The 21,370-nt window shown below is 66.8% G+C and carries 21 protein-coding genes and 1 pseudogene; 11 read left to right on the top strand and 11 right to left on the bottom strand.

Annotated features, from left to right (window positions below):
- Window positions 1–23: 23 nt before the first annotated feature.
- The 10 genes and pseudogenes from I7X18_RS19485 to I7X18_RS19525 all read right to left on the bottom strand — a co-directional run bounded on the left by I7X18_RS19485 (window position 24) and on the right by I7X18_RS19525 (window position 8,149).
- Window positions 24–713: a nucleoside/nucleotide kinase family protein gene (locus I7X18_RS19485; protein WP_232375276.1), complete on the bottom strand. Its 690-nt coding sequence runs from the start codon at window positions 711–713 to the stop codon at window positions 24–26.
- A gap of 31 nt (window positions 714–744) precedes the next feature.
- Window positions 745–1,683, bottom strand: coding sequence for a mechanosensitive ion channel family protein (locus I7X18_RS19490; RefSeq protein ID WP_232375277.1), 939 nt, complete (start codon window positions 1,681–1,683; stop codon window positions 745–747).
- A gap of 478 nt (window positions 1,684–2,161) precedes the next feature.
- On the bottom strand, window positions 2,162–4,549 hold the full coding sequence (locus I7X18_RS19495) for an excinuclease ABC subunit UvrA (protein ID WP_193043665.1): 2,388 nt from the start codon (window positions 4,547–4,549) through the stop codon (window positions 2,162–2,164).
- Window positions 4,550–4,552: 3 nt separating this feature from the next.
- Window positions 4,553–4,963 carry a VOC family protein gene (locus I7X18_RS19500; protein WP_193043666.1) on the bottom strand — a complete coding sequence of 137 codons (411 nt, stop codon included), beginning with the start codon at window positions 4,961–4,963 and terminating at the stop codon, window positions 4,553–4,555.
- Window positions 4,964–4,967: 4 nt separating this feature from the next.
- Window positions 4,968–5,411, bottom strand: coding sequence for a helix-turn-helix transcriptional regulator (locus I7X18_RS19505; protein WP_193043667.1), 444 nt, complete (start codon window positions 5,409–5,411; stop codon window positions 4,968–4,970).
- A gap of 228 nt (window positions 5,412–5,639) precedes the next feature.
- A pseudogene (locus tag I7X18_RS29680) lies at window positions 5,640–5,975 on the bottom strand (PE-PPE domain-containing protein); the annotation flags it as partial.
- A gap of 141 nt (window positions 5,976–6,116) precedes the next feature.
- Window positions 6,117–6,260, bottom strand: a complete 144-nt coding sequence (locus I7X18_RS29685; RefSeq protein WP_226862603.1) for a hypothetical protein — start codon at window positions 6,258–6,260, stop codon at window positions 6,117–6,119.
- 104 nt (window positions 6,261–6,364) lie between these two features.
- On the bottom strand, window positions 6,365–6,580 hold the full coding sequence (locus I7X18_RS19515; protein WP_193043668.1) for a hypothetical protein: 216 nt from the start codon (window positions 6,578–6,580) through the stop codon (window positions 6,365–6,367).
- A 43-nt stretch (window positions 6,581–6,623) separates the two neighbouring features.
- A complete protein-coding gene (locus I7X18_RS19520) occupies window positions 6,624–7,379 on the bottom strand; it encodes an SDR family NAD(P)-dependent oxidoreductase (RefSeq protein ID WP_193043669.1) in 756 nt (251 codons plus the stop codon).
- Window positions 7,376–8,149, bottom strand: coding sequence for an IclR family transcriptional regulator (locus tag I7X18_RS19525; protein ID WP_193043670.1), 774 nt, complete (start codon window positions 8,147–8,149; stop codon window positions 7,376–7,378). The genes I7X18_RS19520 and I7X18_RS19525 overlap by 4 nt, the downstream gene beginning before the upstream one ends.
- A gap of 163 nt (window positions 8,150–8,312) precedes the next feature.
- Here I7X18_RS19525 and I7X18_RS19530 point away from each other — a divergent pair, with 163 nt between their 5' ends.
- From I7X18_RS19530 to I7X18_RS19575, 10 genes are all read left to right on the top strand, one after another.
- On the top strand, window positions 8,313–9,275 hold the full coding sequence (locus I7X18_RS19530) for a hypothetical protein (protein ID WP_193043671.1): 963 nt from the start codon (window positions 8,313–8,315) through the stop codon (window positions 9,273–9,275).
- 82 nt (window positions 9,276–9,357) lie between these two features.
- A complete protein-coding gene (locus tag I7X18_RS19535) occupies window positions 9,358–10,275 on the top strand; it encodes an acetaldehyde dehydrogenase (acetylating) (protein ID WP_232375513.1) in 918 nt (305 codons plus the stop codon).
- Complete coding sequence (dmpG, locus tag I7X18_RS19540) at window positions 10,272–11,276, top strand: 4-hydroxy-2-oxovalerate aldolase (RefSeq protein ID WP_193043673.1); 1,005 nt, start codon at window positions 10,272–10,274, stop codon at window positions 11,274–11,276. Before I7X18_RS19535 ends, dmpG begins: the two co-directional genes overlap by 4 nt.
- Before the next feature lie 104 nt (window positions 11,277–11,380).
- Window positions 11,381–12,934, top strand: a complete 1,554-nt coding sequence (locus I7X18_RS19545; protein ID WP_193043674.1) for an APC family permease — start codon at window positions 11,381–11,383, stop codon at window positions 12,932–12,934.
- Window positions 12,935–13,034: 100 nt separating this feature from the next.
- Entirely contained in the window at window positions 13,035–13,670 is a 636-nt protein-coding gene (locus tag I7X18_RS19550; protein WP_193043675.1) for a TetR/AcrR family transcriptional regulator, read from the top strand.
- On the top strand, window positions 13,667–15,103 hold the full coding sequence (locus I7X18_RS19555) for an aminobutyraldehyde dehydrogenase (protein WP_193043676.1): 1,437 nt from the start codon (window positions 13,667–13,669) through the stop codon (window positions 15,101–15,103). The genes I7X18_RS19550 and I7X18_RS19555 overlap by 4 nt, the downstream gene beginning before the upstream one ends.
- A 1-nt stretch (window position 15,104) precedes the next feature.
- On the top strand, window positions 15,105–15,425 hold the full coding sequence (locus tag I7X18_RS19560) for a RedY/HapK family protein (RefSeq protein ID WP_193043677.1): 321 nt from the start codon (window positions 15,105–15,107) through the stop codon (window positions 15,423–15,425).
- 1 nt (window position 15,426) lies between these two features.
- Window positions 15,427–17,157, top strand: a complete 1,731-nt coding sequence (locus tag I7X18_RS19565; RefSeq protein ID WP_193043678.1) for a phytoene desaturase family protein — start codon at window positions 15,427–15,429, stop codon at window positions 17,155–17,157.
- 20 nt (window positions 17,158–17,177) lie between these two features.
- The gene (locus tag I7X18_RS19570) at window positions 17,178–18,929 is read left to right on the top strand and encodes an IlvD/Edd family dehydratase (protein ID WP_193043679.1); all 1,752 of its coding nucleotides are present in this window, start codon (window positions 17,178–17,180) and stop codon (window positions 18,927–18,929) included.
- Between the two features lie 49 nt (window positions 18,930–18,978).
- Window positions 18,979–19,410: a TIGR03618 family F420-dependent PPOX class oxidoreductase gene (locus I7X18_RS19575; protein ID WP_193043680.1), complete on the top strand. Its 432-nt coding sequence runs from the start codon at window positions 18,979–18,981 to the stop codon at window positions 19,408–19,410.
- Window positions 19,411–19,423: 13 nt separating this feature from the next.
- Here the strand turns inward: I7X18_RS19575 and I7X18_RS19580 are convergent, their stop codons facing one another.
- Window positions 19,424–20,089 carry a TetR/AcrR family transcriptional regulator gene (locus tag I7X18_RS19580; RefSeq protein WP_193043681.1) on the bottom strand — a complete coding sequence of 222 codons (666 nt, stop codon included), beginning with the start codon at window positions 20,087–20,089 and terminating at the stop codon, window positions 19,424–19,426.
- A gap of 378 nt (window positions 20,090–20,467) precedes the next feature.
- On the opposite strand from I7X18_RS19580, the gene I7X18_RS19585 reads away from it, so the two are divergent.
- Window positions 20,468–21,355, top strand: coding sequence for a hypothetical protein (locus I7X18_RS19585; protein WP_198730463.1), 888 nt, complete (start codon window positions 20,468–20,470; stop codon window positions 21,353–21,355).
- Window positions 21,356–21,370: the final 15 nt, after the last annotated feature.

Consider the following 21,370-nt stretch of genomic DNA (forward strand, 5'->3'; position numbering starts at 1 on the left):
CCGCTGACCCGCTCCAACTAGTTTCAATCAGAATGCGACACAACGATTTCGAGGATGCAGTCGCAGCGGTCACGAGTCTCTGCCACGAGGTCGGCATTCGGATCGTCGACGGTCTCGACCCAACGGCGCGCGTCGACGTCGGTGCGCCCGAAGGCCACGTGGCGGGCAATCAGCCGCGCGCGGCGAACGGTGCGCTCGGTGTCGAGGTAGTAGAGCCGAGTGAGCAATGGGCGAACGCCGTCCCAGAGGCCGAGATAGTTGCCCTCGGTGACCACCAGTCGGGCGTCGGCGGGCACCACCAGACCCGCCGCCACCGGCTCCTCGAGCGATCGGTCGAAATCGGGCACGTAGACGTCTCGGCTCCCGTAGGCGCCGGCGATGCGCGTGAGCGCGGCAACGTAGCCGTCCGCGTCGAAGGTGTCCGGCGCTCCCTTGCGCGAAAGCCGTTGCAGGCGTCGCAGTTGCGCGTTGGACAGGTGGAATCCATCCATCGGGACGTAGATCGCCAGGGGCCCGACGTGCTCGACGATCCGCCGGGCGAAGGTGGACTTGCCCGTGCCCGGCGGACCCGTCACTCCGATGAGCACCCGCCCCGCCCCGCCGTCGAGAAGCGCCTGCGACTCCGCGGTGACCACACGCAGTGCCTCGTCGGCGGTCACGACTTCCGGCGGCAGACCGCGTGGGTGAACGCTGTCCTGCTCGTTGGAGTCCACCTACGGGACTATAGGGCCGGTAGGCGATCGCTCACTGTTGTCCGCCGCGGTCACCGCCGTACGGGTATTGCTGCCCCCCAGGCATGCCGGTGTGCCGGCCGCCGTAGGGATCGTCGTACCCGGCCGGTGGGCCGGACGGATACGGCCCGGTCGGTGGGCCGGACGGATACGGCCCGGTCGGAGGCCCGGACTGGGGTTGGCGGTGGTCACTCGGATATTGAGGCGCCTGGCCGTATCCGGGTTGACCGCCACCCTGCTGGCCACTCCCCTGCGGGTACCCGGGCTCTGAGTAGCTGCTGACCGGAATCGCGGTCGTCTGCTCCTGTTCGCGGTTCGAGAGGTGCTCGCGCATCTTGCGGCCCTCATCCTCGGCCCGGGACAGATAGTCCTCCCAGCGCTGCTGCATCGGTTTGATGAGACCACCACCGACACCCACGACGAGGATTCCGCCGACCGTACCGAGAATGGCGATCAGCACCGGCAACGTGACGGTCAGAGCGATCCCGACTTGGCTGAGCGCCGCGATGATGCCCAGCCCGACGATCGTGATGCTCGCGACGTTGGCCAGCACCCGCCCGTAGGACAGCCCGCTCAACGCATTGGACACGATGTCGCGGACCGCTGCGGCGATCGCCGCTGCTACCACGACGATGATCACCGCCACAAGCAGATTCGGGAGGAAGGAGATCACGCCGGCGATCAGCGCGCTGATCGGGTTGGGACCGAAGACGCCGAAAGCCAACTGCAGTACGACCAGCAGGAGCGCGTAGTAGACGATCTTGCTGACGATCGTGGAGGCGTCATAGTTACTTCGCGCCAGCGCCTTCTTGACCCCGCCCCGTTCGACGGCTCGATCGAATCCGACCTTCTCGAGGACCTTGTCGATGGCCTTGGCGATCAGCTTCGCCAAGATCCACCCGATGATCAGGATGACGAGGAACGCCACCAGTTTCGGGGCGAAGTTCGCCACCGACCTCCACATATCTCGTAGGGCGTCTTCCATCGCTCAACTCCGTCGCTCGAGGCTCCCCGCAGCCGTGGGTGTGGTAGTTCGGCGTACCCGGGCACCCCTCGAATAAACACAAGCGTCAATTCAAAGACGTCCCCGACATTGCTCTCCGGGCCGGTTCACTGCGAAACGGTTGGGTCGTCGCGCAACGCGCTGGGCGCGGAGATCGGGGACGTGGCGTGCTGCCGAACTGGTCGCCTGAGTGTTTGCTGTGCGCCCCTACGCTCCGCTGTCACCGCAGCGGTTGTCGGATTGCTGTGTCGCTGTTACGTTCTTCCCGTCGAAGTGGACGAACGTCAATCATCGGAGCGTCACCACCTACGGCCAACCCTGGAACATGAACTGACCTGGCGGCATTATTAGTTTGCTGCAAGGTCACTAGACGGCGTTCGTGCGTCGCATCTGAACATTAGCTGTGGGTATGGTGCGAAGCTGCTGGTCACCCGTCGACATAGTCGGCGAGATGCTGCCCGGTGAGCGTCTTGCCCGCCGCGACGAGGTCGGCCGGCGCGCCCTCGAACACAATCCGTCCGCCGTCGTGGCCGGCCCCCGGACCGAGGTCGATGATCCAGTCCGCGTGTGCCATCACGGCCCGGTGGTGCTCGATGACGATGACCGACTTACCGGCGTCGACCAACCGGTCGAGCAAGGCCAGCAGCTGTTCCACATCGGCGAGGTGCAGACCGGAGGTCGGCTCGTCGAGAACATAGACGTCCTTGCGGTCCGCGCCGGTGTCGCCGAGTCGGGTGGCCAGCTTGAGGCGCTGCCGCTCGCCACCGGAGAGCGTGGTGAGTGGTTGTCCGAGGCTGAGATACCCCAGTCCCACGTCGGTGAGCCGGTCGAGCACTTTGTGGGCCCCGGGGGTGTGGGCGTCGCCCTCGCCGAAGAAGCTGCGCGCGTCGGACACCGACATCTCGAGTACATCGGCGATGTTACGGCCGCCGAGGGTGTACTCGAGCACCGACGCCTGGAATCGCCTACCTTCACACTCTTCACACGGCGACTCGACGGTCGCCATGACACCGAGTTCGGTGTAGATGACGCCCGCGCCCTTGCAGGCGGGACACGCACCCTCGGAGTTCGAGCTGAACAGCGCCGGTTTCACGCCGTTGGCCTTCGCGAACGCCTTGCGTATCGGGTCGAGCAGGCCGGTGTAGGTCGCCGGATTGCTCCGCCGCGAGCCACGGATCGCACCCTGATCGATCGACACCACCTCGTCGCGTCCGGCCACCGAGCCGCCGATGAGCGAGCTCTTACCCGACCCCGCGACGCCGGTCAGCACGACGAGGACCCCGAGCGGGATGTCGACATCGACGTCGCGCAGGTTGTTGGTCGTCGCGCCGCGGATCTGCAGGGCGCCCGCCGGTTGCCGCACCGACTCTTTCAGCGCCGCCCGGTCGGCGAGGTGTCGCCCGGTGAGGGTGCCGCTGCGCCGGAGTCCGGCGACGGTGCCTTCGAAGACCACTTCCCCACCAGCGCCACCGGCACCGGGGCCGGGGCCGAGATCGATGACGTGGTCGGCGATGTCGATGGTCTCGGGCTTGTGCTCGACCACCAGCACGGTGTTTCCCTTGTCCCGCAGCCGCACCAGCAGGTCGTTCATCCGCTCGATGTCGTGGGGATGCAGACCGATGGTCGGCTCGTCGAAGACGTAGGTGACATCGGTGAGCGACGAGCCGAGATGCCGAATCATCTTTGTGCGCTGGGCTTCTCCACCCGAGAGTGTGCCTGCGGGCCGGTCGAGGGAGAGGTATCCCAACCCGATCTCGGTGAACGAGTCGAGGAGGTGCTGCAACCCCTTGAGCAGTGGGCCGACGGACGGCTCCTCGAGGCTACGTACCCACTCGGCGAGGTCACTGATCTGCATTGCGCACACGTCGGCGATGCTGTGTCCCTCGACCTTCGAGGACCGCGCCTCCTTCGTCAGGCGGGTGCCCTCGCACTCCGGGCACGTCGCGAACGTCACCGCCCGCTCCACGAACGCGCGGATGTGCGGTTGTATGGCGTCGACGTCCTTGGACAGGTAGGACTTCTGGATCGTCGGGATCAGTCCGGCGTAGGTGAGGTTGACGCCGTCGACCTTGATCTTCGTCGCGTCCCGATAGAGGAGATCGTTGAGCTCTTTCTTGGTGTACTTGCGGATCGGTTTGTCGGGGTCGAAATACCCACAGCCGCGGTAGATTCGGCCGTACCAGCCGTCCATGCTGTATCCCGGGACGGTCAATGCGCCGTCGTTGAGCGACTTGGAGTCGTCGTAGAGCGCGGTGAGATCGATGTCCGACACCGACCCGCGGCCCTCGCAACGGGGGCACATGCCGCCGGTGATCGAGAAGTCGCGCCGCTCCTTGACGGTTCTGCCGCCCTTCTCGAAGGTCACCGCGCCCGCACCGCTGATGGAGGCGACGTTGAACGAAAACGCCTGCGGTGAACCGATGTGCGGCTTTCCGAGGCGGCTGAACAGAATCCGCAGCATGGCGTGGGCGTCGGTGGCGGTGCCGACGGTGGAGCGTGGATTGGCGCCCATCCGCTCCTGGTCGACGATGATCGCTGTCGTCAGGTTCTCCAGGACGTCCACGTCCGGGCGTGCCATCGACGGCATGAAGCCCTGGACGAACGCGCTGTAGGTCTCGTTGATCAGGCGCTGCGACTCGGCGGCGATGGTGCCGAACACCAGGGAGCTCTTACCCGATCCGGATACCCCGGTGAACACGGTGAGCCGGCGTTTGGGCAGCTCGACGTCGACGTCCTTGAGGTTGTTCTCCCGCGCGCCCACCACGCGGATGACGTCGTGGCTGTCGGCAGTGTGCTCGCTCGTCGTTCCCGCCATGGCTCAGGGCAGCTCCTGGATGCGAATCATGGTGCCCGCGGGATCGCGGACAGCGCAGTCACGAACACCGTACGGCTGAAGGGTCGGCTCCTGGACGATGTCGGCGTCACCGGGCTGCAACCGCTCGAACGTCGCATCGAGGTTCTCGGTGGCCAGCACGATGATCGCGTAGGTGCCTTTGGCCATCATCTCGGCGATGACGCGGCGTTCCTCGTCGGTGACCCCGGGATCGGCGGCCGGCGGGTGCAGCACGATGGAGGTGCCCGGCTGATTCGGCGGGCCTACGGTGATCCAGCGCATCGTGCCACCGCCGACGTCGAGGCGGACCTCGAAGCCGAGGGTGTCGCGGTAGAACGCCAGCGACTCTTCCGGATCGTCGTGCGGGAGGAAGCTGTTGTGAATGGTCAGGTCCATGGACTCACCGTAAGTGGGGATCGGCGGCCGGTGCTTCTCGATTCCTGACCGGTCTGGTCACCACCTTGGTCACGCACGACGGCGGCTCGGCCGTCGCGTCGGCAAGCCGTTGACGGTAGGTGCTCGGCGGCATCCCGACGAGTTCGGTGAAGCGTGTGCTGAAGGTGCCCAGTGACGAACAGCCAACGGCGAAGCAGACTTCGGTGACGCTGAGGTCCCCGCGGCGCAGCAACGCCATCGCCCGCTCGATCCGCCGGGTCATCAGATAGCTGTACGGCGACTCGCCGTAGGCGAGTTTGAACTGACGGCTGAGGTGGCCGGCGGACATGTGGACTGCGCGGGCGAGCGCCTCGACGTCCAGGGGCTGCGCGTAATCCCGGTCCATCCGGTCGCGCACCCTGCGGAGGCGCCTCAGGTCGTCGAGCCGCTGCGCATCAGGAGCCACCATGCGGAGTTTACGACGGCCCACTCTCGGTGGTTTCGCTGTTCGAATCGTCGCCGGTGTCCGCCTCTGTCGGTGTGGCGTCGTCGTCATCGGTCTTCGGCTTCGGGTCGTTGCGCTTGTAGCCGGCATCGACCACCGGCCGCAGATGCTTGTCGACCTCGTCGACGATGCTGCGGGCACGCCCACCTGACGCAACGGCTTCGTCAACGGGCGGTCCTTCGTCGGCACCAGGTACGACATGGTCGTGCCGCCCTTCTTGTTCGTCGCCTCGGTGATGTTGCTCTTGGCCACATCGCTCAGATCGACGCCGTAGTTCGGGTGGAGGTAAACGACGACCATCACCGCGTTCGCGGTGGCGAGCAGACTCTGGGGCCGATCGGGGAAGTCGGCGATCCCGTCGTACTCCCGGGTCACGTAGACGGTTTCGTAGGGGGTCTCGACGAGCGGCTCAGGACGGCTGATGCCGACGCCGGGGACCCGGACGCCCTCGGGCACCCAGTTGGCCGCCCCGCCGGACGGGCGGGCCGGATCACCGATGTAGACGAACCGCAGTTCGTCGTCGGCCAGCGCTGATCGGCGGGCAGGGCCATGATGCGCCGCTCCTCCTCGTGCAGCACCAAACTGCCCTGGGAGACGCCGATGGCGGTCTTCGGCCCCCTGGTGGTGGTGACCCGAGTTCCTTGGCGCCGACGGCGATCGATTCGTTCCTCAGTACCGGTGAGGCCGGATATCCGACACCCACCAGGTGTCGTCTCGGCCTGCGTAGACGTCGTAGCGCAGCCAGGTCATCTGCGAGTGGGTCGGCGTGCCGGGCCAGCCGGTGCCGCCCACGTACAGGGCCGTGTCACCCATGGCGGCTACGTGGACTTCCCCGAACCCGACCGTCGGGCGAAATCAGGGATGGGCGAGAGACACCGTCGACAAATGGCTCGAAGGACGGCGCCGCGCGAAATGAGCTAGCTCGGCCACTGCTCGATGATGCGCCCGTCGCAACGGAGCTGAACCGCTGTGTGGCGCTGACCGCCCGAGGCTTGCAGCTTATCGGCGTACAGCTGCCGGGCCTCGGCCTCGTCTGCGCCGTCGATTGTGGTCGACTGCAGATCCTCGTCCGACGGATTCACTATGCCCGGCTCGAACGGCTCCACCACCACGACGTCCCATCTCGCTGTCATGCGACCAGTATCGCCGCTAGCAGTCGGCCACTTCCAGCACCCATTAGCGGGCGGTGTAGCCGCCGTCGACGCGAATGGTGGTACCGGTGACGTACCGGGCGTCGTCAGATAGCAGGTAGACGACCGCGGCGGCGACGTCTTCGGGCAGCGCCAACCGTCCCGACGGGATCTGCGACACGACCTCGCGCTCGGTCCGAGCGGGGTCGGGCGAGCCGGCCAGCCACGCGTCGAACAGCGGGGTCTTCGTCATCCCCGGCGCAACCTCGTTCACCCGGATGCCCCTCGGCGCGAACTCGACGGCGGTCGCCAGGGTGAGCGCGTGGACCGCACCCTTGGAGGCGGCGTACACGGCCATCGTGGGAACGCCGGCAAATGCCAACCGGGACGTCACGTTGACGATCGACCCACCGTGTCGCGACATGGCCCGGGCGGCGGCCTGCGTCATGGCGATGACCCCGAAGGTGTTGACCTCGAACACCGTTCGGACATCGTCCATCGACGCATCCTCGAACGCCGAAGCGTGGTCGAGCGCCGCGTTGTTGACCAGCCCGTCGACGGCGCCGAACGCCTCGACGCACGCTGCGAGCACCGCGCTCGCGGCGTTCGGATCGGTGACGTCGGCGGCGACGAAGTGGACCCGGTCGCCCAGCGTCCGGGTCAGCGCCGCACCGCGTCCCACATCCCGGCCGGTCACCAGGACGTTGGCGCCGTCGGCATGTAATCGCACCGCCGTCGCCCAACCGATTCCGGAGGTGGCGCCGGTGACCACGACGGCCTTACCGTCGAGCCGGGACGTCACAGGAGTTTGGCCGCGATTTCGCGAGCACCCGCGATAACCTTGGTGCCGGCGTGCGCCAGGCTTTCCGGGGTCAACCGGTGGGTCAGGAAACTGATGCTCAGCGCATAACGTGAAGGCTCGCCGTTGGGGGTGGGCACCGCCGCGGCGACGCACGTGAGTTCCTCAGCCGCCTCCTCACGGTCCACCGCGAAGCCGTGTTCGCGGATGTCCTTGATCTCGGCCGCCATCTTCTTCATCGACGTGATGGTGTGCGCGGTCAGCTCCGGCAGCCCCGCGGAGGCGACGATGTCACGCCAGACGCTGTCGGGCATCGTCGCCAGCAGGGCCTTGCCCAGCGCGGAGGCGTGCCAGGGGTCGGTCTGGCCGACGTCGCTGACCTTCTTCACCGCGCGTCTGCCCTCGACGACGTCGAGGATGACCACGCTGCGATCCTTGTGCGCGGCGAAGTTCACCGTCTCGTTGAACTCGTCCACCAGACGCTCCATGGTCGGGATCACCACCTCGGAGGGGACCTGGCTGGTGAAGGCCCGCTGGCCCAGCCGGAAGATCTCCCAGCCCAGGCGGTACTGGTTGGCGTTGAAGCGTTCGACGTAGCCCAGCGCGGACAGGCTGTTCAGGTACCTCAGCACGGTCGCCTCGTTCAGCCCTGTGCGCCTTGCGATTTCGGTGAGATTGCCGACCTCGGACTCGGCCACCGCCGAGAGGATCCTGGCCGTGCGTTCGACGCCGATCAGGCTGGAGGATTTCTCCGATCCCGCTGCTGTTTTCACTCAGTGAAGGTTACCAGCACCCAGCGATTGCCCGTCGATGGCCGATTGGTGCGCCGCTTCCTGTTGACAGTGGATGCGCAGCGCCTTAGGTTTTCATCCAGCGCAGTTAGATATCACTCAGTGAAATACGGACTCACGCGCTGTCCGTTCCGAAGGAGACGCAATGCCCACCGCAGCCGACAGCCGTACCTCCAAGGTCGACGGAGCCAGCATCCTGGCCTCCCAAAACCTCCTGACGGCCGACGACTACGCCCTCACCCCGTCGAGCAAGGCGTTCGACGACGGCGGTAAGTACCGTCTCGAAATCTCTGGCGTGGAACGTCTTTCGACGATGGAGGCGATGCTCGACGAAGCCGACAAGCAGGGTGTCTTCATCCATCGGGTCATCGCGTTCGGCGGAGGCACCACGTTGCTCACCACCAGGGAGCTCAGCGACGTCGCCGCGCTCGCGGCCGAGCGCGGCATCGAACTCATCGCCGTCCCGGGGCCCCGCACCGGCTGGGATCTCGGCCGCCAGGCGTTGAGCACCGAGGGCCAAGCCGGCGGACGGCGCGTGCGAGGCCTCGACAACGTCCGGTACCTGCTCGACGACTACCTGCGCATCTTCTCCACCGGCATCCGCGGGGTGCTGGTGTGGGACGAAGGAGTCCTCGACATCCTGAACAAGGCACGCGACGCCGGCCAGATCCCCGCCGACGCCAAGTTCAAGATCTCGGTCTACGCCGGTCACGCCAACCCGGCCTCGATCCGCATCCTGCAGAACCTCGGCGCCGACAGCGTCAACCCTGTCGGCGATCTCTCCCGGCCGATGCTCGCCGCCATCCGGCGCTCGATCGACATCCCGCTCGACGTCTGGGCCGAGACCTTCGAGTCGTTCGGTGGGATGAACCGGCTGTGGGAGGCCGGCGACATCGCCCGCGTGGCGGGCCCGGTGTACTTCAAAGTCGAGCCCGGCGAGTCGGAGGCCGTGATGTACAACGGCTGGGTCCGGCCCGAGTTCCACGAAGAACTCGTCCGCCACAAGGTCCGCCACGCCGCGATCCTCAACGAACTCGTCGAGACCAACTCCCCCGACGTCGCGGTCTCCCCGGCACCCCGCGCCGCGGCGCACGCCCTCACCAACTGACACCCGCGGCACGACGGAGGATGAAGTGACACAACGTCATCGGGCCGCCATCATCGGTTCGGGCAACATCGGCACCGATCTGATGATGAAACTGCTCCGGTCGGAGGTGCTCCAGGTCGCCGCCGTGGCCGGCATCGATCCCGCCAGCGACGGCCTCGCCAGGGCCGCCGCACACGGGGTGGCGGTCACCGCCGGCGGCGTCGACGGGCTGCTCGACCTCGACGCCTTCGAGGGCGTTGAGGTGGTCTTCGATGCCACCAGCGCCGGTGCCCACCTGGTCAACGATGCGAAGCTCGCGGCCTCCGGCCGGTCGGTCGTCGACCTCACCCCCGCCGCGATCGGACCCTTCGTCGTACCCGCGGTCAACATGTCCCGGCTCGCCGGCCACCGCAACCTCAACATGGTGACGTGCGGCGGCCAGGCCACCATCCCGGTCGTCGCGGCGCTGGCAGGCGTCACCGACGTGCACTACGCCGAGATCGTCGCGGCCATCTCGTCGCGCTCGGCGGGACCGGGCACGCGCGCCAACATCGATGAATTCACCACGACCACGGCGCGCGCCATCGAGAGCGTGGGTGGGGCCGCCCGAGGCAAGGCGATCATCGTGCTCAATCCCGCCGAGCCACCGATGCTCATGCGCGACACCGTGGCCGCGCTGGTCTCTGCGACCGACGAGGCGGTGATCGCCTCGGCGGTCACCGACATGGTCGCCGAGGTGGCCCGCTATGTGCCGGGTTACCGACTGGCTCAAAAGATCCGGTCGTCGCGGGTCCCGGCCGGAGATCGGCGGCGCAGGCTGGCCGGAGAGGCCGGCCGGCACGCCGATCTGCTTCAGGTGACGGTCTTCCTGGAGGTGAAGGGCGCCGCCGACTACCTGCCGGCGTACGCGGGCAACCTCGACATCATGACCGCCTCCGCCGTGCGGGTCGCCGAACACCTCGTCACCGAACGGCGCGTCACCGAACGGCGCGTCACGCTCACCCCGGAGGTCGTCCGGTGACCACTGCCGTGTACGTCCAGGACGTGACGCTGCGCGACGGTATGCACGCGGTCGGCCATTCGTTCACCCTCAGCGACGTGCGGCGCATCGCCAGTGCGCTCGACACGGCGGGCGTATCGGCCATCGAGGTCGCGCACGGCGACGGGCTGGCAGGCGGCAGTCTCACCTACGGCGCCGGCGCCCACGGCGACTCCGACTGGATCGCCGCCGCGGCCGAGGTCGTCCGGAATGCCCGGCTGACAACGCTTCTCATCCCGGGAATCGGCACGCTGGACGATCTGCGGGCGGCTGCCGAACTGGGGGTGACGTCGGTGCGGGTCGCCACCCACTGCACCGAGGCCGACATCGCCGCTCAGCACATCGGCACCGCGCGGGCCCTCGGACTCGACGTCGCCGGATTCCTCATGATGTCGCACCTGTGCCCACCGGACCTGCTGGCCGGGCAGGCGAAGATCATGGAGGACGCCGGCGCCGAATGCGTCTACGTCACCGATTCCGGTGGCCGGCTCACCATGACCGGCGTGCGCGACCGGGTGCGCGCCTACCGCGACGCGCTGGCGCCGACGACGACGATCGGCGTGCACGCCCACCACAATCTCGCCCTGGGAGTGGCCAACTCGCTGGTCGCGGTCGAGGAGGGCGCGCACCGGGTGGACGCCTCGCTCGCCGGTCTGGGCGCCGGTGCGGGCAACTGCCCGTTGGAAGCCTTCATCGCCGTCGCAGAACTCAACGGATGGCGGCACGGGTGCGATCTGTACGCGCTGATGGACGCCGCCGACGACATCGTCCGGCCGTTGCAGCAGCGACCGGTCCGTGTCGACCGCGAGACGCTGACCCTCGGCTTCGCCGGTGTTTACTCCAGCTTCCTCCTGCACGCCGAACGCATCGCCGACGAGGTCGGCATCGAGACCCGCGATCTGCTGGTCGAAGCAGGCCGCCGGGCGATGGTCGGCGGCCAGGAGGACCTGCTCGTCGACCTCGCTCTCGACATGAGGAGGTGAGAAACCGCTCCCCCACCCCGGTTCACCGACCATCACGCGTCGAGTTGACCGGAGGCCAGGCACCACGCACTGTCATGCACACAGACCACGAGAGATGAACGATCATGGACAACGTCACTCAGTCCTCACCGCCGCGGCGGCCCGTCGCGACGCCTTCGGCGCCTACGCCGGGTACGTCCCCACCGCCTGACCCGTCGCCGCGCACCGGCCGACGCAATCACGGCCTCAAGGAGAACAGCCTCGGCGTGCCGAGCATCTTCTTCTACATCATCGCCGCGGCCTCACCGCTGACCGTCGTGGTGGCGTTGTACCCCATAATCATCGGCGCGGGCAACGGCGTCGGCATGCCGGGAGCGTTCGTGATCGCGGCGGTCGTGCTGATGATCTTCGCGGTCGGATACGTCGCGATGAGCCGCCATGTCACCAATGCCGGCGCGTTCTACGCCTACGTGACGCTGGGGCTCGGTCGCATACCCGGGCTCGGGTCGGCGTTCCTGGCGATCTTCGCCTACAACGCCATTCAGGCGGGGCTCTACGGCGGCTTCGGCTACTACGCATCAGAGTTGATCAACCCGCGGATCGGCCTCGAGATCCCCTGGTGGGTATATGCATTCGGAGCCTTGGTGCTGTGCCTGGGACTCGGCCTGCAGGGCGTGCACTCCGGGGCGAAGGTGCTCGGCGTGTTCATGACGCTGGAGGTCACCATGATCACCGTTCTGAGCGCGTTCAGCCTCGTCGGTGACGCCGAACCGGTGTCTGACTTCTCTCTCGAGCCGTTCGCCCCCAGCGTCGTGCTCAGCGGGGCGTTGGGGGTGGCGCTGATGTTCGCGCATGCGTCCTTCATCGGGTTCGAGGGATCGGCGATCTACGGCGAGGAAGCGCGCGACCCCGTCCGCACCATCCCGCGCGCGACGTATCTGTCCATCGCCTTCATGGGTGTGCTCTACGCGGTGTCGGGTTGGCTCATCGTCAATGCACTGGGCATCGACCGGGTGGTCGGCATCGCCGCCGAGACCGGCGGAAACTTCATCTTCGCGGCCAGTGACACCATCATCGGCCACAACATCTCGCTCGTCTTCCAGGTGCTGATCGTGACGGCGACGTTCGCGGCCATCGTCACCTTCCACAACAACGTGTCCCGGTACCTGTTCTCGCTCGGCAGGCAGGGGTTGGTGTGGAAACCGCTGGGGTGGACGCTGCCGGGCCGCCGGACACCCTGGGTCGCCGCGATCGTCCAGAGCGTCACCGTCGGCATCGTCATCGCGCTGTTCGCGGTGTTCGGCCAGGATCCCTTCGCCACGTTGTTCACGTGGGCCACCGGCATCGGCACCATCGGCGTCATCCTGTCCCAGCTCATCGCGGGCATCGCGATCTTCGTGTTCTTCCGCAGGTCCGGCGTCGACACGCGGCTCTGGAACACCGTGGTCGCCCCGATCCTCGCGATCGTCGGCCTCGGCGCGTTCTTCGTCCTGACCCTCGACAGCCTCGACATCCTGCTCGGTGTCCATGGCGCCATGGCGGTCCTGATGGTGTCGCTGGTGTTCCTCGCCCTGCTGGCCGGCGTGGTGTACGGCGTCTACCTGAAGTTGGCATCCCCGGCGAAGTACGCCCTCGTCGGACAGGCGCTCAACGAACGTGAGTCGGCCGAGACGGGATAGCCCACCGCATTTCACGATTCGCCGCGCGCGATCACCCGCCGTTACGTACATTTGTCCTCATCGCGATGCGTACAAATGTTCTCAACGCTCAGGAGCGGGCATGACGGACACACCACGGCGGCCGCGCCGACACGACCCGGACAGAAAGGAACGCATCGTGGCATCGGCCCTCGAGGTGCTCGCCCGCGACGGCGTCGCAGGCATCACCCACCGCGCCATCGGCACCGCCGCCGATGTGCCACTGGGGTCGATCACCTACCACTTCGCCACCCTCGACGACATCGTCCACCGGGCGTTCGAGTCGCACGTGGAGACGTTGGCCGGCCGCTTCGAGGCGCGACTGGCGAACTGCCACAACGGCGACGACGTCATCGAGTGCATCGCCTCGGCTATCACCGACGACCTCGTGGGACATCCCCATGAACTCGCCGTGACCTACGAGTTGTACGGGGACGCGGTGCGCCGGCCCGAGACCAGGCGTCTGACCCAACGGTGGATGGAACGCGCCGAGGACGCCCTGGCCGAGCACTTCGACCGCACCACCGCACGATTGGTCGACGTCGTCATCGAAGGCCTCATGGTGCACATGTCCATTGCGCAACAACCCATCTCGAAGGAGGAGGTCCGCAACCTGCTGACCATGGCAGCCAGCGGAGCCCGCCGGCCGCTGACGCGGCACCGACCCACCCATCCCGAACCGGACCGACCCACACCCACGAACCAGGAGAGACCATGACCTTCCACAGCAAGATGTTCATCGAAGGCAGCTGGACCGACGCGGCCGACGGCGCCGTCGATCAGGTGCCCGCCCCCGCCACCGGCGAGGTCTTCGCCGAGATCGCCCGCGGCGGTGTCGCCGACGTCGATCGCGCAGTGGCCGCCGCGCACGCCGCATTCGGAGACTGGGCACGCACGCCGGTCGGCGAGCGTGCCCGCGCCTTTCTCGAGCTGGCCGACCGCATCGAAGACGACGCTCGCACCCTCGCCGAGATCGAATCGCGCAACGCCGGCAAGCCCATCACCGCGGCGCTCGAGGAGATGGAGATGATCCCCGACCACCTCCGGTTCTTCGCCGGCGCCGCGCGCACCCTGGAGGGTCGTGCCGCAGGCGAATTCGTCAGCGGCTCGACCAGCATCATCCGTCGGGACCCCCTCGGCGTCGTCGGTTCGGTCGCCCCCTGGAACTTTCCGCTGTTGATGGCGATCTGGAAGATCTCCCCGGCGCTTCTGACCGGAAATACGCTGGTGCTGAAGCCCTCCGAGCACACACCGTTCTCTGTACTGCGGCTCGCCGAGCTGGCGCAGGACCTTTTTCCCTCAGGCGTACTGAACATCGTCACCGGTGACGGCGAGGACGTTGGTGCACGCCTGGTGTCGCACCCGTTGGTACGGATGTCGTCACTGACCGGTTCCGTCGAAACCGGCCGGTCACTGTTGCGGGCATCGGCTGATTCCAACCTCAAGCGACTGCACCTCGAACTCGGCGGAAAGGCACCGGTGCTGGTGTACCCCGACGCCGATGTGGCACTCGCGGTCGAGAAGATCATGCAGGGTGCGTTCGGCAATGCCGGCCAGGACTGCATGGCGGCCTCGCGGCTCTACGTTCACGACTCGGTACACGACGACCTGCTGTCCGGGCTCGAGAAGGCCGTCAAGGAACTGAATCTCGGCGACCTCGCCGACGAGGCCACCGTGATGGGGCCAGTGATCACCGCCGCGCACCGGGACCGGGTCGAAGGCTTCGTCGCACGCGCGAAGGCCACCGGACACACCGAGCTGATTCAGGGTGACAATCCCGGAACCGGTTTCTACACCGCCCCCACCGTCGTGGTCGGCGCCCGGCAAGACGACGAGATCATCAGTGCCGAAGTATTCGGGCCCGTCACTTCGGTGACGCGCTTCAGCGACAGCGACGACGTCGTCGCCTGGGCCAACGACACCGAATACGGCCTGGCTGCGTCGGTGTTCACCCGCGATGTCGGACGCGCCATGGTGACATCCAGTGAACTGCAGTTCGGGACGGTCTGGGTCAACGACCACTCCCCGGTGACGCCCGAGATGCCGCACGGCGGTTTCAAGCAATCGGGCAACGGCAAGGACATGTCGGTGTACGCGCTCGAGGAGTACACCGAGATCAAGCACGTGATGATCAACCACGCGAGCGCCTGACATGGCGGTCAGTGCCATCAACACGTTCCGGTTGCGGCCTGGTGTCAGCTCCCAGCAGTTCGAACGATTCTCGGCCGAGCTCGACCGGCCCAGGTGTTTGGCCTTCGACGTCGTGCTGGGTTTCGACGTCTATCTGACCGAGAGCCCGTCCGGCACCGACGTCGTCGAGATCATGACGGTGACGTCGTGGCCGGAGTGGGAACGCGTCCGCGACACCGCACCGGAACTCAAACCCGTGGTCGAGCGGTTCGACGAACTCGTCGAACCAGGCAGCGTCACCACGCTGCTGACCCGCAAATCACCCATGCCACAGGAGATCTGACATGAGCGAGACACCCGACTACGACGCCGTCATCATCGGCGCGGGTCACAACGGCCTGGTCACCGCCAACTACCTGGCCCGCGCGGGAAAGCGGGTGCTGGTTCTCGAGGCCCGCAACGTGGTCGGCGGCGCCTGCGTCACCGAGGAGCTGATCCCCGGCAGCAAGTGGTCGTCGTGCGCGTTCATCGCCGGACTGCTGCGGCCCGAGATCATCGACGAACTCGAGCTGGCCAGGTTCGGTCTGGAGCTGTACCAGGGTGATGCGTTGTCATTCAGCCTGTTTCGTGACGGCACCTCGTTCACGATGTGGAAGGAGACCGACCGGACACTGCGCGAACTGGAGAAGATCAACAAGAGCGACGCCCAGGCGTTCCTCGACTTCGGCATGCGGTTGCAGCGTTTCGCGGGACTCGTCACCCCGTACCTGCTGACTCCCCCGCCGCAGCGGTCGGAGGTTTTCGCGGCGTTCGAGGCGGCAGGCGAACAGACGCTGTTCAACGAGTTCACCCTGCTCTCGGTGCGTGATCTGCTCGACCGGTACTTCGAGGACGAGCGCATCAAGAGCATGCTGACGTTCTTCGGGATGGTCTCGATCTTCGGCGGTCCGTCGTCGCCCGGAACGGCCTACACTTACGGCCACCATTCCTGGGGCGAGTTCAACGGCAACTTCGGGCAGTTCGGCATGGCCCGCGGCGGGATGGGGGCCATCAGCGAGGCGCTGGCCGCAGGCGCGCGTCATCACGGCGCGACGATCCGCACCTCGACTCCCGTCGACACGGTGGTCGTGGAACGCGGAACGGCCACCGGGGTGCGCCTGGCGGACGGCACCGTCATCACCGCCGGGCAGGTGTTCTCCAACGCCGACCCCAAACGGTCGCTGCTCAAACTCGTCGAACCGGGCGTGCTGCCGGCCAAGCTCGTTCGCGACGTCGAGGCGATCGACACCCGCGGTTCGATGGCCCGCATCCACCTTCTGATCGACGAACTGCCGCAGTATCTCCCGTTCGCCGACGCATCGGAGGGCCCGCAGCATCACGGGCATCAGCTGCTCGGGCCCAGCCGGGAGGCCTTCGAGGAGGCCTACGAAGCGCAGCGGCGAGGGACGTTCCCGAGCACCTTCGTCATCGAGGCCGTCACGCAGTCGGTGACCGACGACTCGCTGGCGCCGGCGGGCCTGCACACGATGACGTTGGGGATCCAGCAGCTCCCGTCCGAGCTGGCCGGGACCACCTGGGCGGCGGAGAAGCAGAAGTGGGCCGACCTCGTGCTCGAGGACCTGTTCACCTACGCTCCCAACCTGCGCGAGCACATCCTCGACCGCGTGATCATCACGCCCGATGACCTCAACGACGAGTACCTCATCACCGATGGGAACATCTTCCACGGCAGCATGATGCTCGACCAGCTGTTCGGGGCGCGGCCCATTCCGGAACTGTCGAATTACCGCACGCCCGTGCGCAATTACTACCTGTGCGGTTCCGGTACGCATCCCGGCGGTGGTGTGATGGGGGCCAACGGTCACAACGCCGCCAAGGTAGCCCTCGCCGACGCGGCGGGCGTCGCCGCACCCGTCTCTGCGCCGAGGGCCCCGGCCGGCAGGCGGAAGGTTCCGTGGCAGCAGCGGCTGGTCGGCACCCTGATGGCCACGAAACCCGGCCGCTGGGTCGGCTACCGCGCCGCACGCCAACCCGCGCTGCGCAAGGTCACCGCGTACGCCGCCAGAGTCCGCTGAGCCGGCGAGGAGCAGAAGCCGTGGCATCAGATTCATCCCAACTCAGAAGCGCGAAGTGGTTCGCGGGTAACGACGTTCCCGGCTTCGTGCACCGCTCGGCGATGCGGGCGTCGGGGTTCTCACGGATGGCGTTCGAGGGTCGTCCGATCGTCGGGATCTGCAACTCGTGGTCCGAAGTAGTCAACTGCAACATGCACTTTCGCGGTCTGGCCGACTCGGTGCGCCGCGGGGTGCTGGCGGCGGGCGGGTTCCCGCTGGAGTTCCCGACCATGTCGCTGGGCGAACAGCTGATGAAGCCGACCACCATGCTGTTCCGCAACCTGATGGCGATGGACGTCGAGGAGTCGATCCGGGCCTACCCGTTCGACGCCGTCGTCCTGCTCGGTGGGTGCGACAAGACGGTGCCCGCGCAGCTGATGGGGGCGGCCAGCGCGGACATTCCCGCCATAGCGCTGACCGGCGGACCGGCCGCCCCCGCCGTGTTCAACGGCAAGCAGCTCGGGGTGGGCACCGACCTGTGGGAGTACATCGACGACGTCCGGGCCGGGCGCATGTCGATGGCCGAGTACGGGCGGTTGGAGGCGGCGGCCGGACCGTCACGGGGACACTGCCCGGAGATGGGGACGGCGTCCACGATGGCCACCATCGTGGAGGGTCTCGGCATGACCCTGCCCGGGAGTGCCGCGGTGCCGGCCATGGACTCGCGCCGGATGCAGGTCGCCGAGGAGATCGGGGCCCGTGCCGTCGGGTTGGCCCTAGAGCGGCTGCGCCCGTCGCAGGTGATGACCGCCGAGGCCTTCGACAACGCGATCACGCTGATGCTGGCTGTCGGCGGATCGACCAACGCTATCGTGCATCTACTGGCGATCGCGGGCCGCGTCGGCGTGCCGTTGTCGCTGGACCGGTTCCACGAACTGTCGGCGCGTACCCCGCTGGTGGTCAATGTGCGCCCGGCCGGGGAGCATCTCGTCGAGCAGGTCTTCCATGCCGGCGGGATCCCGGCGGTGATGAAGTCGGTCGAGTCGCTGCTGCACACCGACGCCCTCACCGTCACCGGCAAGACCGTCGCCGACAACCTGCCCACCGCCGCGGCGACCGATGCGTCCGTCATCGCGCCGGTGAGCCAGCCGTTCCAGCCACCGGGCGGACTTGCGGTGGTGCGCGGCAACCTCGCTCCCAACGGGGCGGTGATCAAGTGCAGCGCGGCCACCCCCGAGCTGCTCGTCCACCGCGGGCCTGCGGTGGTATTCGAGGACATGAAGGATCTGATGCGCCGGTTCGACGACCCCGACCTCGAGGTCACGGCCGATTCCGTGCTGGTGCTGCGGTCGGCGGGGCCGCGGGGCGCCCCGGGCATGCCCGAGTGGGGTCAGCTGCCGATTCCCAGCAAGCTGCTCAAGCAGGGCGTGACCGACATGGTCCGGATCTCCGATGCCCGGATGAGCGGCACCGCGTACGGCACCTGCGTACTGCACGTCAGCCCGGAATCAGCTGTGGGCGGCCCGCTCGCGTTGGTGCGCGACGGGGACGTCATCGCCCTCGACGCCCGCCGCGGCACCCTGGACGTGCTCGTGTCGGACCCTGAATTATCCGAGCGCCGAGCCCAGTTGGTGCCTGAACGAGCCCGCCACGAACGGGGCTACGCCGCCATGTACGGCGAACACGTGCTGCAGGCTCACCAGGGGTGCGATTTCGACTTCCTCGTCGGCCGCTCGCAGCGCCCCGAGGACGAACCCGAGGCGATCTTCGAGGGCTGGATCGGCGGTTGGTGAACCGGGACCCGGCCGGTTGAGGCCACGGCGGTTCGGGCATCCCCTTCACATGACATCACCAAAGCTGACCGACGACGCCAAGAAGATGCTGTCGAATCCGAATCCCGCCGTCATCTGCACCGTCCGATCCGACGGACAACCGGTATCCGCTGCCACCTGGTACCTCCTACGAGACGACGACCGCGTGCTGGTCAACATGGACGTCGCCCGGAAGCGCTTGGCGCACATGCGCAACGAGCCGCGCGTGTCACTCACGGTCATCGACGGCACCGATTGGTACACCCACCTCACCCTCATCGGCCACGTCACCGAGATGTACGACGACGACGGCCTCGCCGACATCGATGCGCTGTCGCAGCACTATCAGGGCAAGCCGTACCCCGACCGGGAGCGCCCGCGCGTCAGCGCGTTGATCGAGATCGACCGGGTGCACGGTTGGGGGGCGCAGAAGAACAACGATCAGCCCGACGGCCGAGGCTGACGGCGCAGCGGTTTCACTGCGGTGTGGTGATCATCGGCAGCAGGTAGGTGCGTACATATGCCCGGGTGTCATCGAGTGTCGCGAGTTTGATGCCGGTATGTGGGGTGACGATGAACGACAGCGTGAGTCGCGTGTGCAACTCGGCGGCGGTTCTCAGGTGGCGGTCCTGGGCGGCGGTTGTGCGTTCCTTTCCGTAGAGGTCGGTACGTAATTGCTCGGCCGTGTAGTCGATCGCGAAGTCGAGAATGGCACCGGCGTCGATGGTCAGGCTTGGCAGAATCGTTTCTGGCTCGGTACGTAACACTTTCTTCAGCAGGGTGTGTTCGCGCAGAAACGTCACGGTGAAGACGGTGCCGTACACCAGGCGGTCCTCGAGCGTGGCGGCGTGCGCGCGCGCTTGGGCGATCCCGTCGAGGTACCGGTGCGCTTCGGCGAGCACCACAGCGTCGATGAGAACGTCCTTGGTGGGAAACCGGCGGTAGAGCGTGGCCCGACCCACGCCGCTTCGGCGGGCCACGTCCTCCATGGTGGTGCGCCGCACTCCGACGAGTTCAGCCTGCTCAAGAGTGGCATCCAGGATGCGGGTGGTGATCGCGTCGGTCTCGCGAATGCGGGCCAGGACAGCCGGATCGGGGTCGGCGAGTCGCCGCACGAAGTCCGCTGTACGTGTCGATGGCACCAATTCTCCTTGCCCTAGCCGGCAACTCGCGTTAGCGTAACAGCGAAGCACTTGAGACATTGATTGTCTTAACGTCTCACGCGTATCTTTACTGCGTGATCGCCGCCAGGATCGCTTCGAGGAGGGGGATTGGTGAACATCGGCCTGGCTCGCATCGAAGGCGCGATCGCGCCGCAAGCCCTGTATGCGGCTTATCCCGACCTGCACCTGACTGAATCGGCTCGCTGTCTCAGGCTCCTCGAGTCCCTCTGCCTTCCAGTCCAATGGGACAGCCGACAGATTCCACCAGCCAAGCGGCACGAAGATGTTGCGCTCTGCCCCGCCTTAGTCGGGCCCAACCCAATCTGACGAGGGCCAACCACATCTGGAGGTAACCGAATGGTCCAAGTAGATGTCTTCTGGTCGTACGCGATCGGCGCAGGGTTCGCCGTCGCGGCCACCCGTCAAATCACTCGCGCCGGTCGCCACGCATCCGCGTCCGGCCCAGCGCCCAACCGCTGGGCGCGGTTCAGCTCACCGCATCGAGCCGTCACCCTGCTGTATTGCGCGGTGCTGTTCGCTGCCAGCGGGATATACCTATTGTGGGCGTTCCCCGATTGGGAGACGATGCAAGTCGCCACCGACCACGCTTCGATACCGGCTTGGCTGGTGACGATGTTCGCCATCACCAACGTCACTCAGGGACTTCTCGGTTATTGGGTCGCCGAACGACTCATCCTCGCCGGACACCACTATGCGGCCGTCCTGCAAGTCTGTCTCGGATACTTCGCCATGTTCTTCGTGCTGGTTCACGGCTGGGACGGTCGCGGCTACCAGCGCTTCTTCTCCGCTGATCAAGAAACCTTCCATTCGTGGCCGGCTGATCCGTCCTTCGGTGAGGCACTGGACAGGATAGGACGTTGGCTCACCTCACCGGTGGCGCTGACGTTGGCCGGCATGAGCGTCATCGTCGTCGTCATGTTGTGGGTGATGCTCGACTCGATGCGGGAGGGCTTCCGTTCCGACGGCGTCGACCAGCCCGGCGCGCTAGCCCTGCTGGCCGCGATGCTGAGCACGGTCTTCGGGGTTTGCCTGCTGTCTGCGATCGTGGCCAGTGTGCTCATCCACCTCACAGGGTGGTTCATCGGCGCACCGCTTGCCGCAGTAGCGATCTGGGTCGGCGCGGTGTGGCCCCGAACCGGCGTTGTGTACCGCCTTTACGGGCTCCTCCGGCTCGACGAAACACCGACGCAGCCGTCGCCGCGGCCAGCCGCGGCGACGGCCTGACACGCTACGGCTGAT

The organism is Mycolicibacterium baixiangningiae, from assembly GCF_016313185.1.
GTDB lineage: Bacteria > Actinomycetota > Actinomycetes > Mycobacteriales > Mycobacteriaceae > Mycobacterium > Mycobacterium baixiangningiae.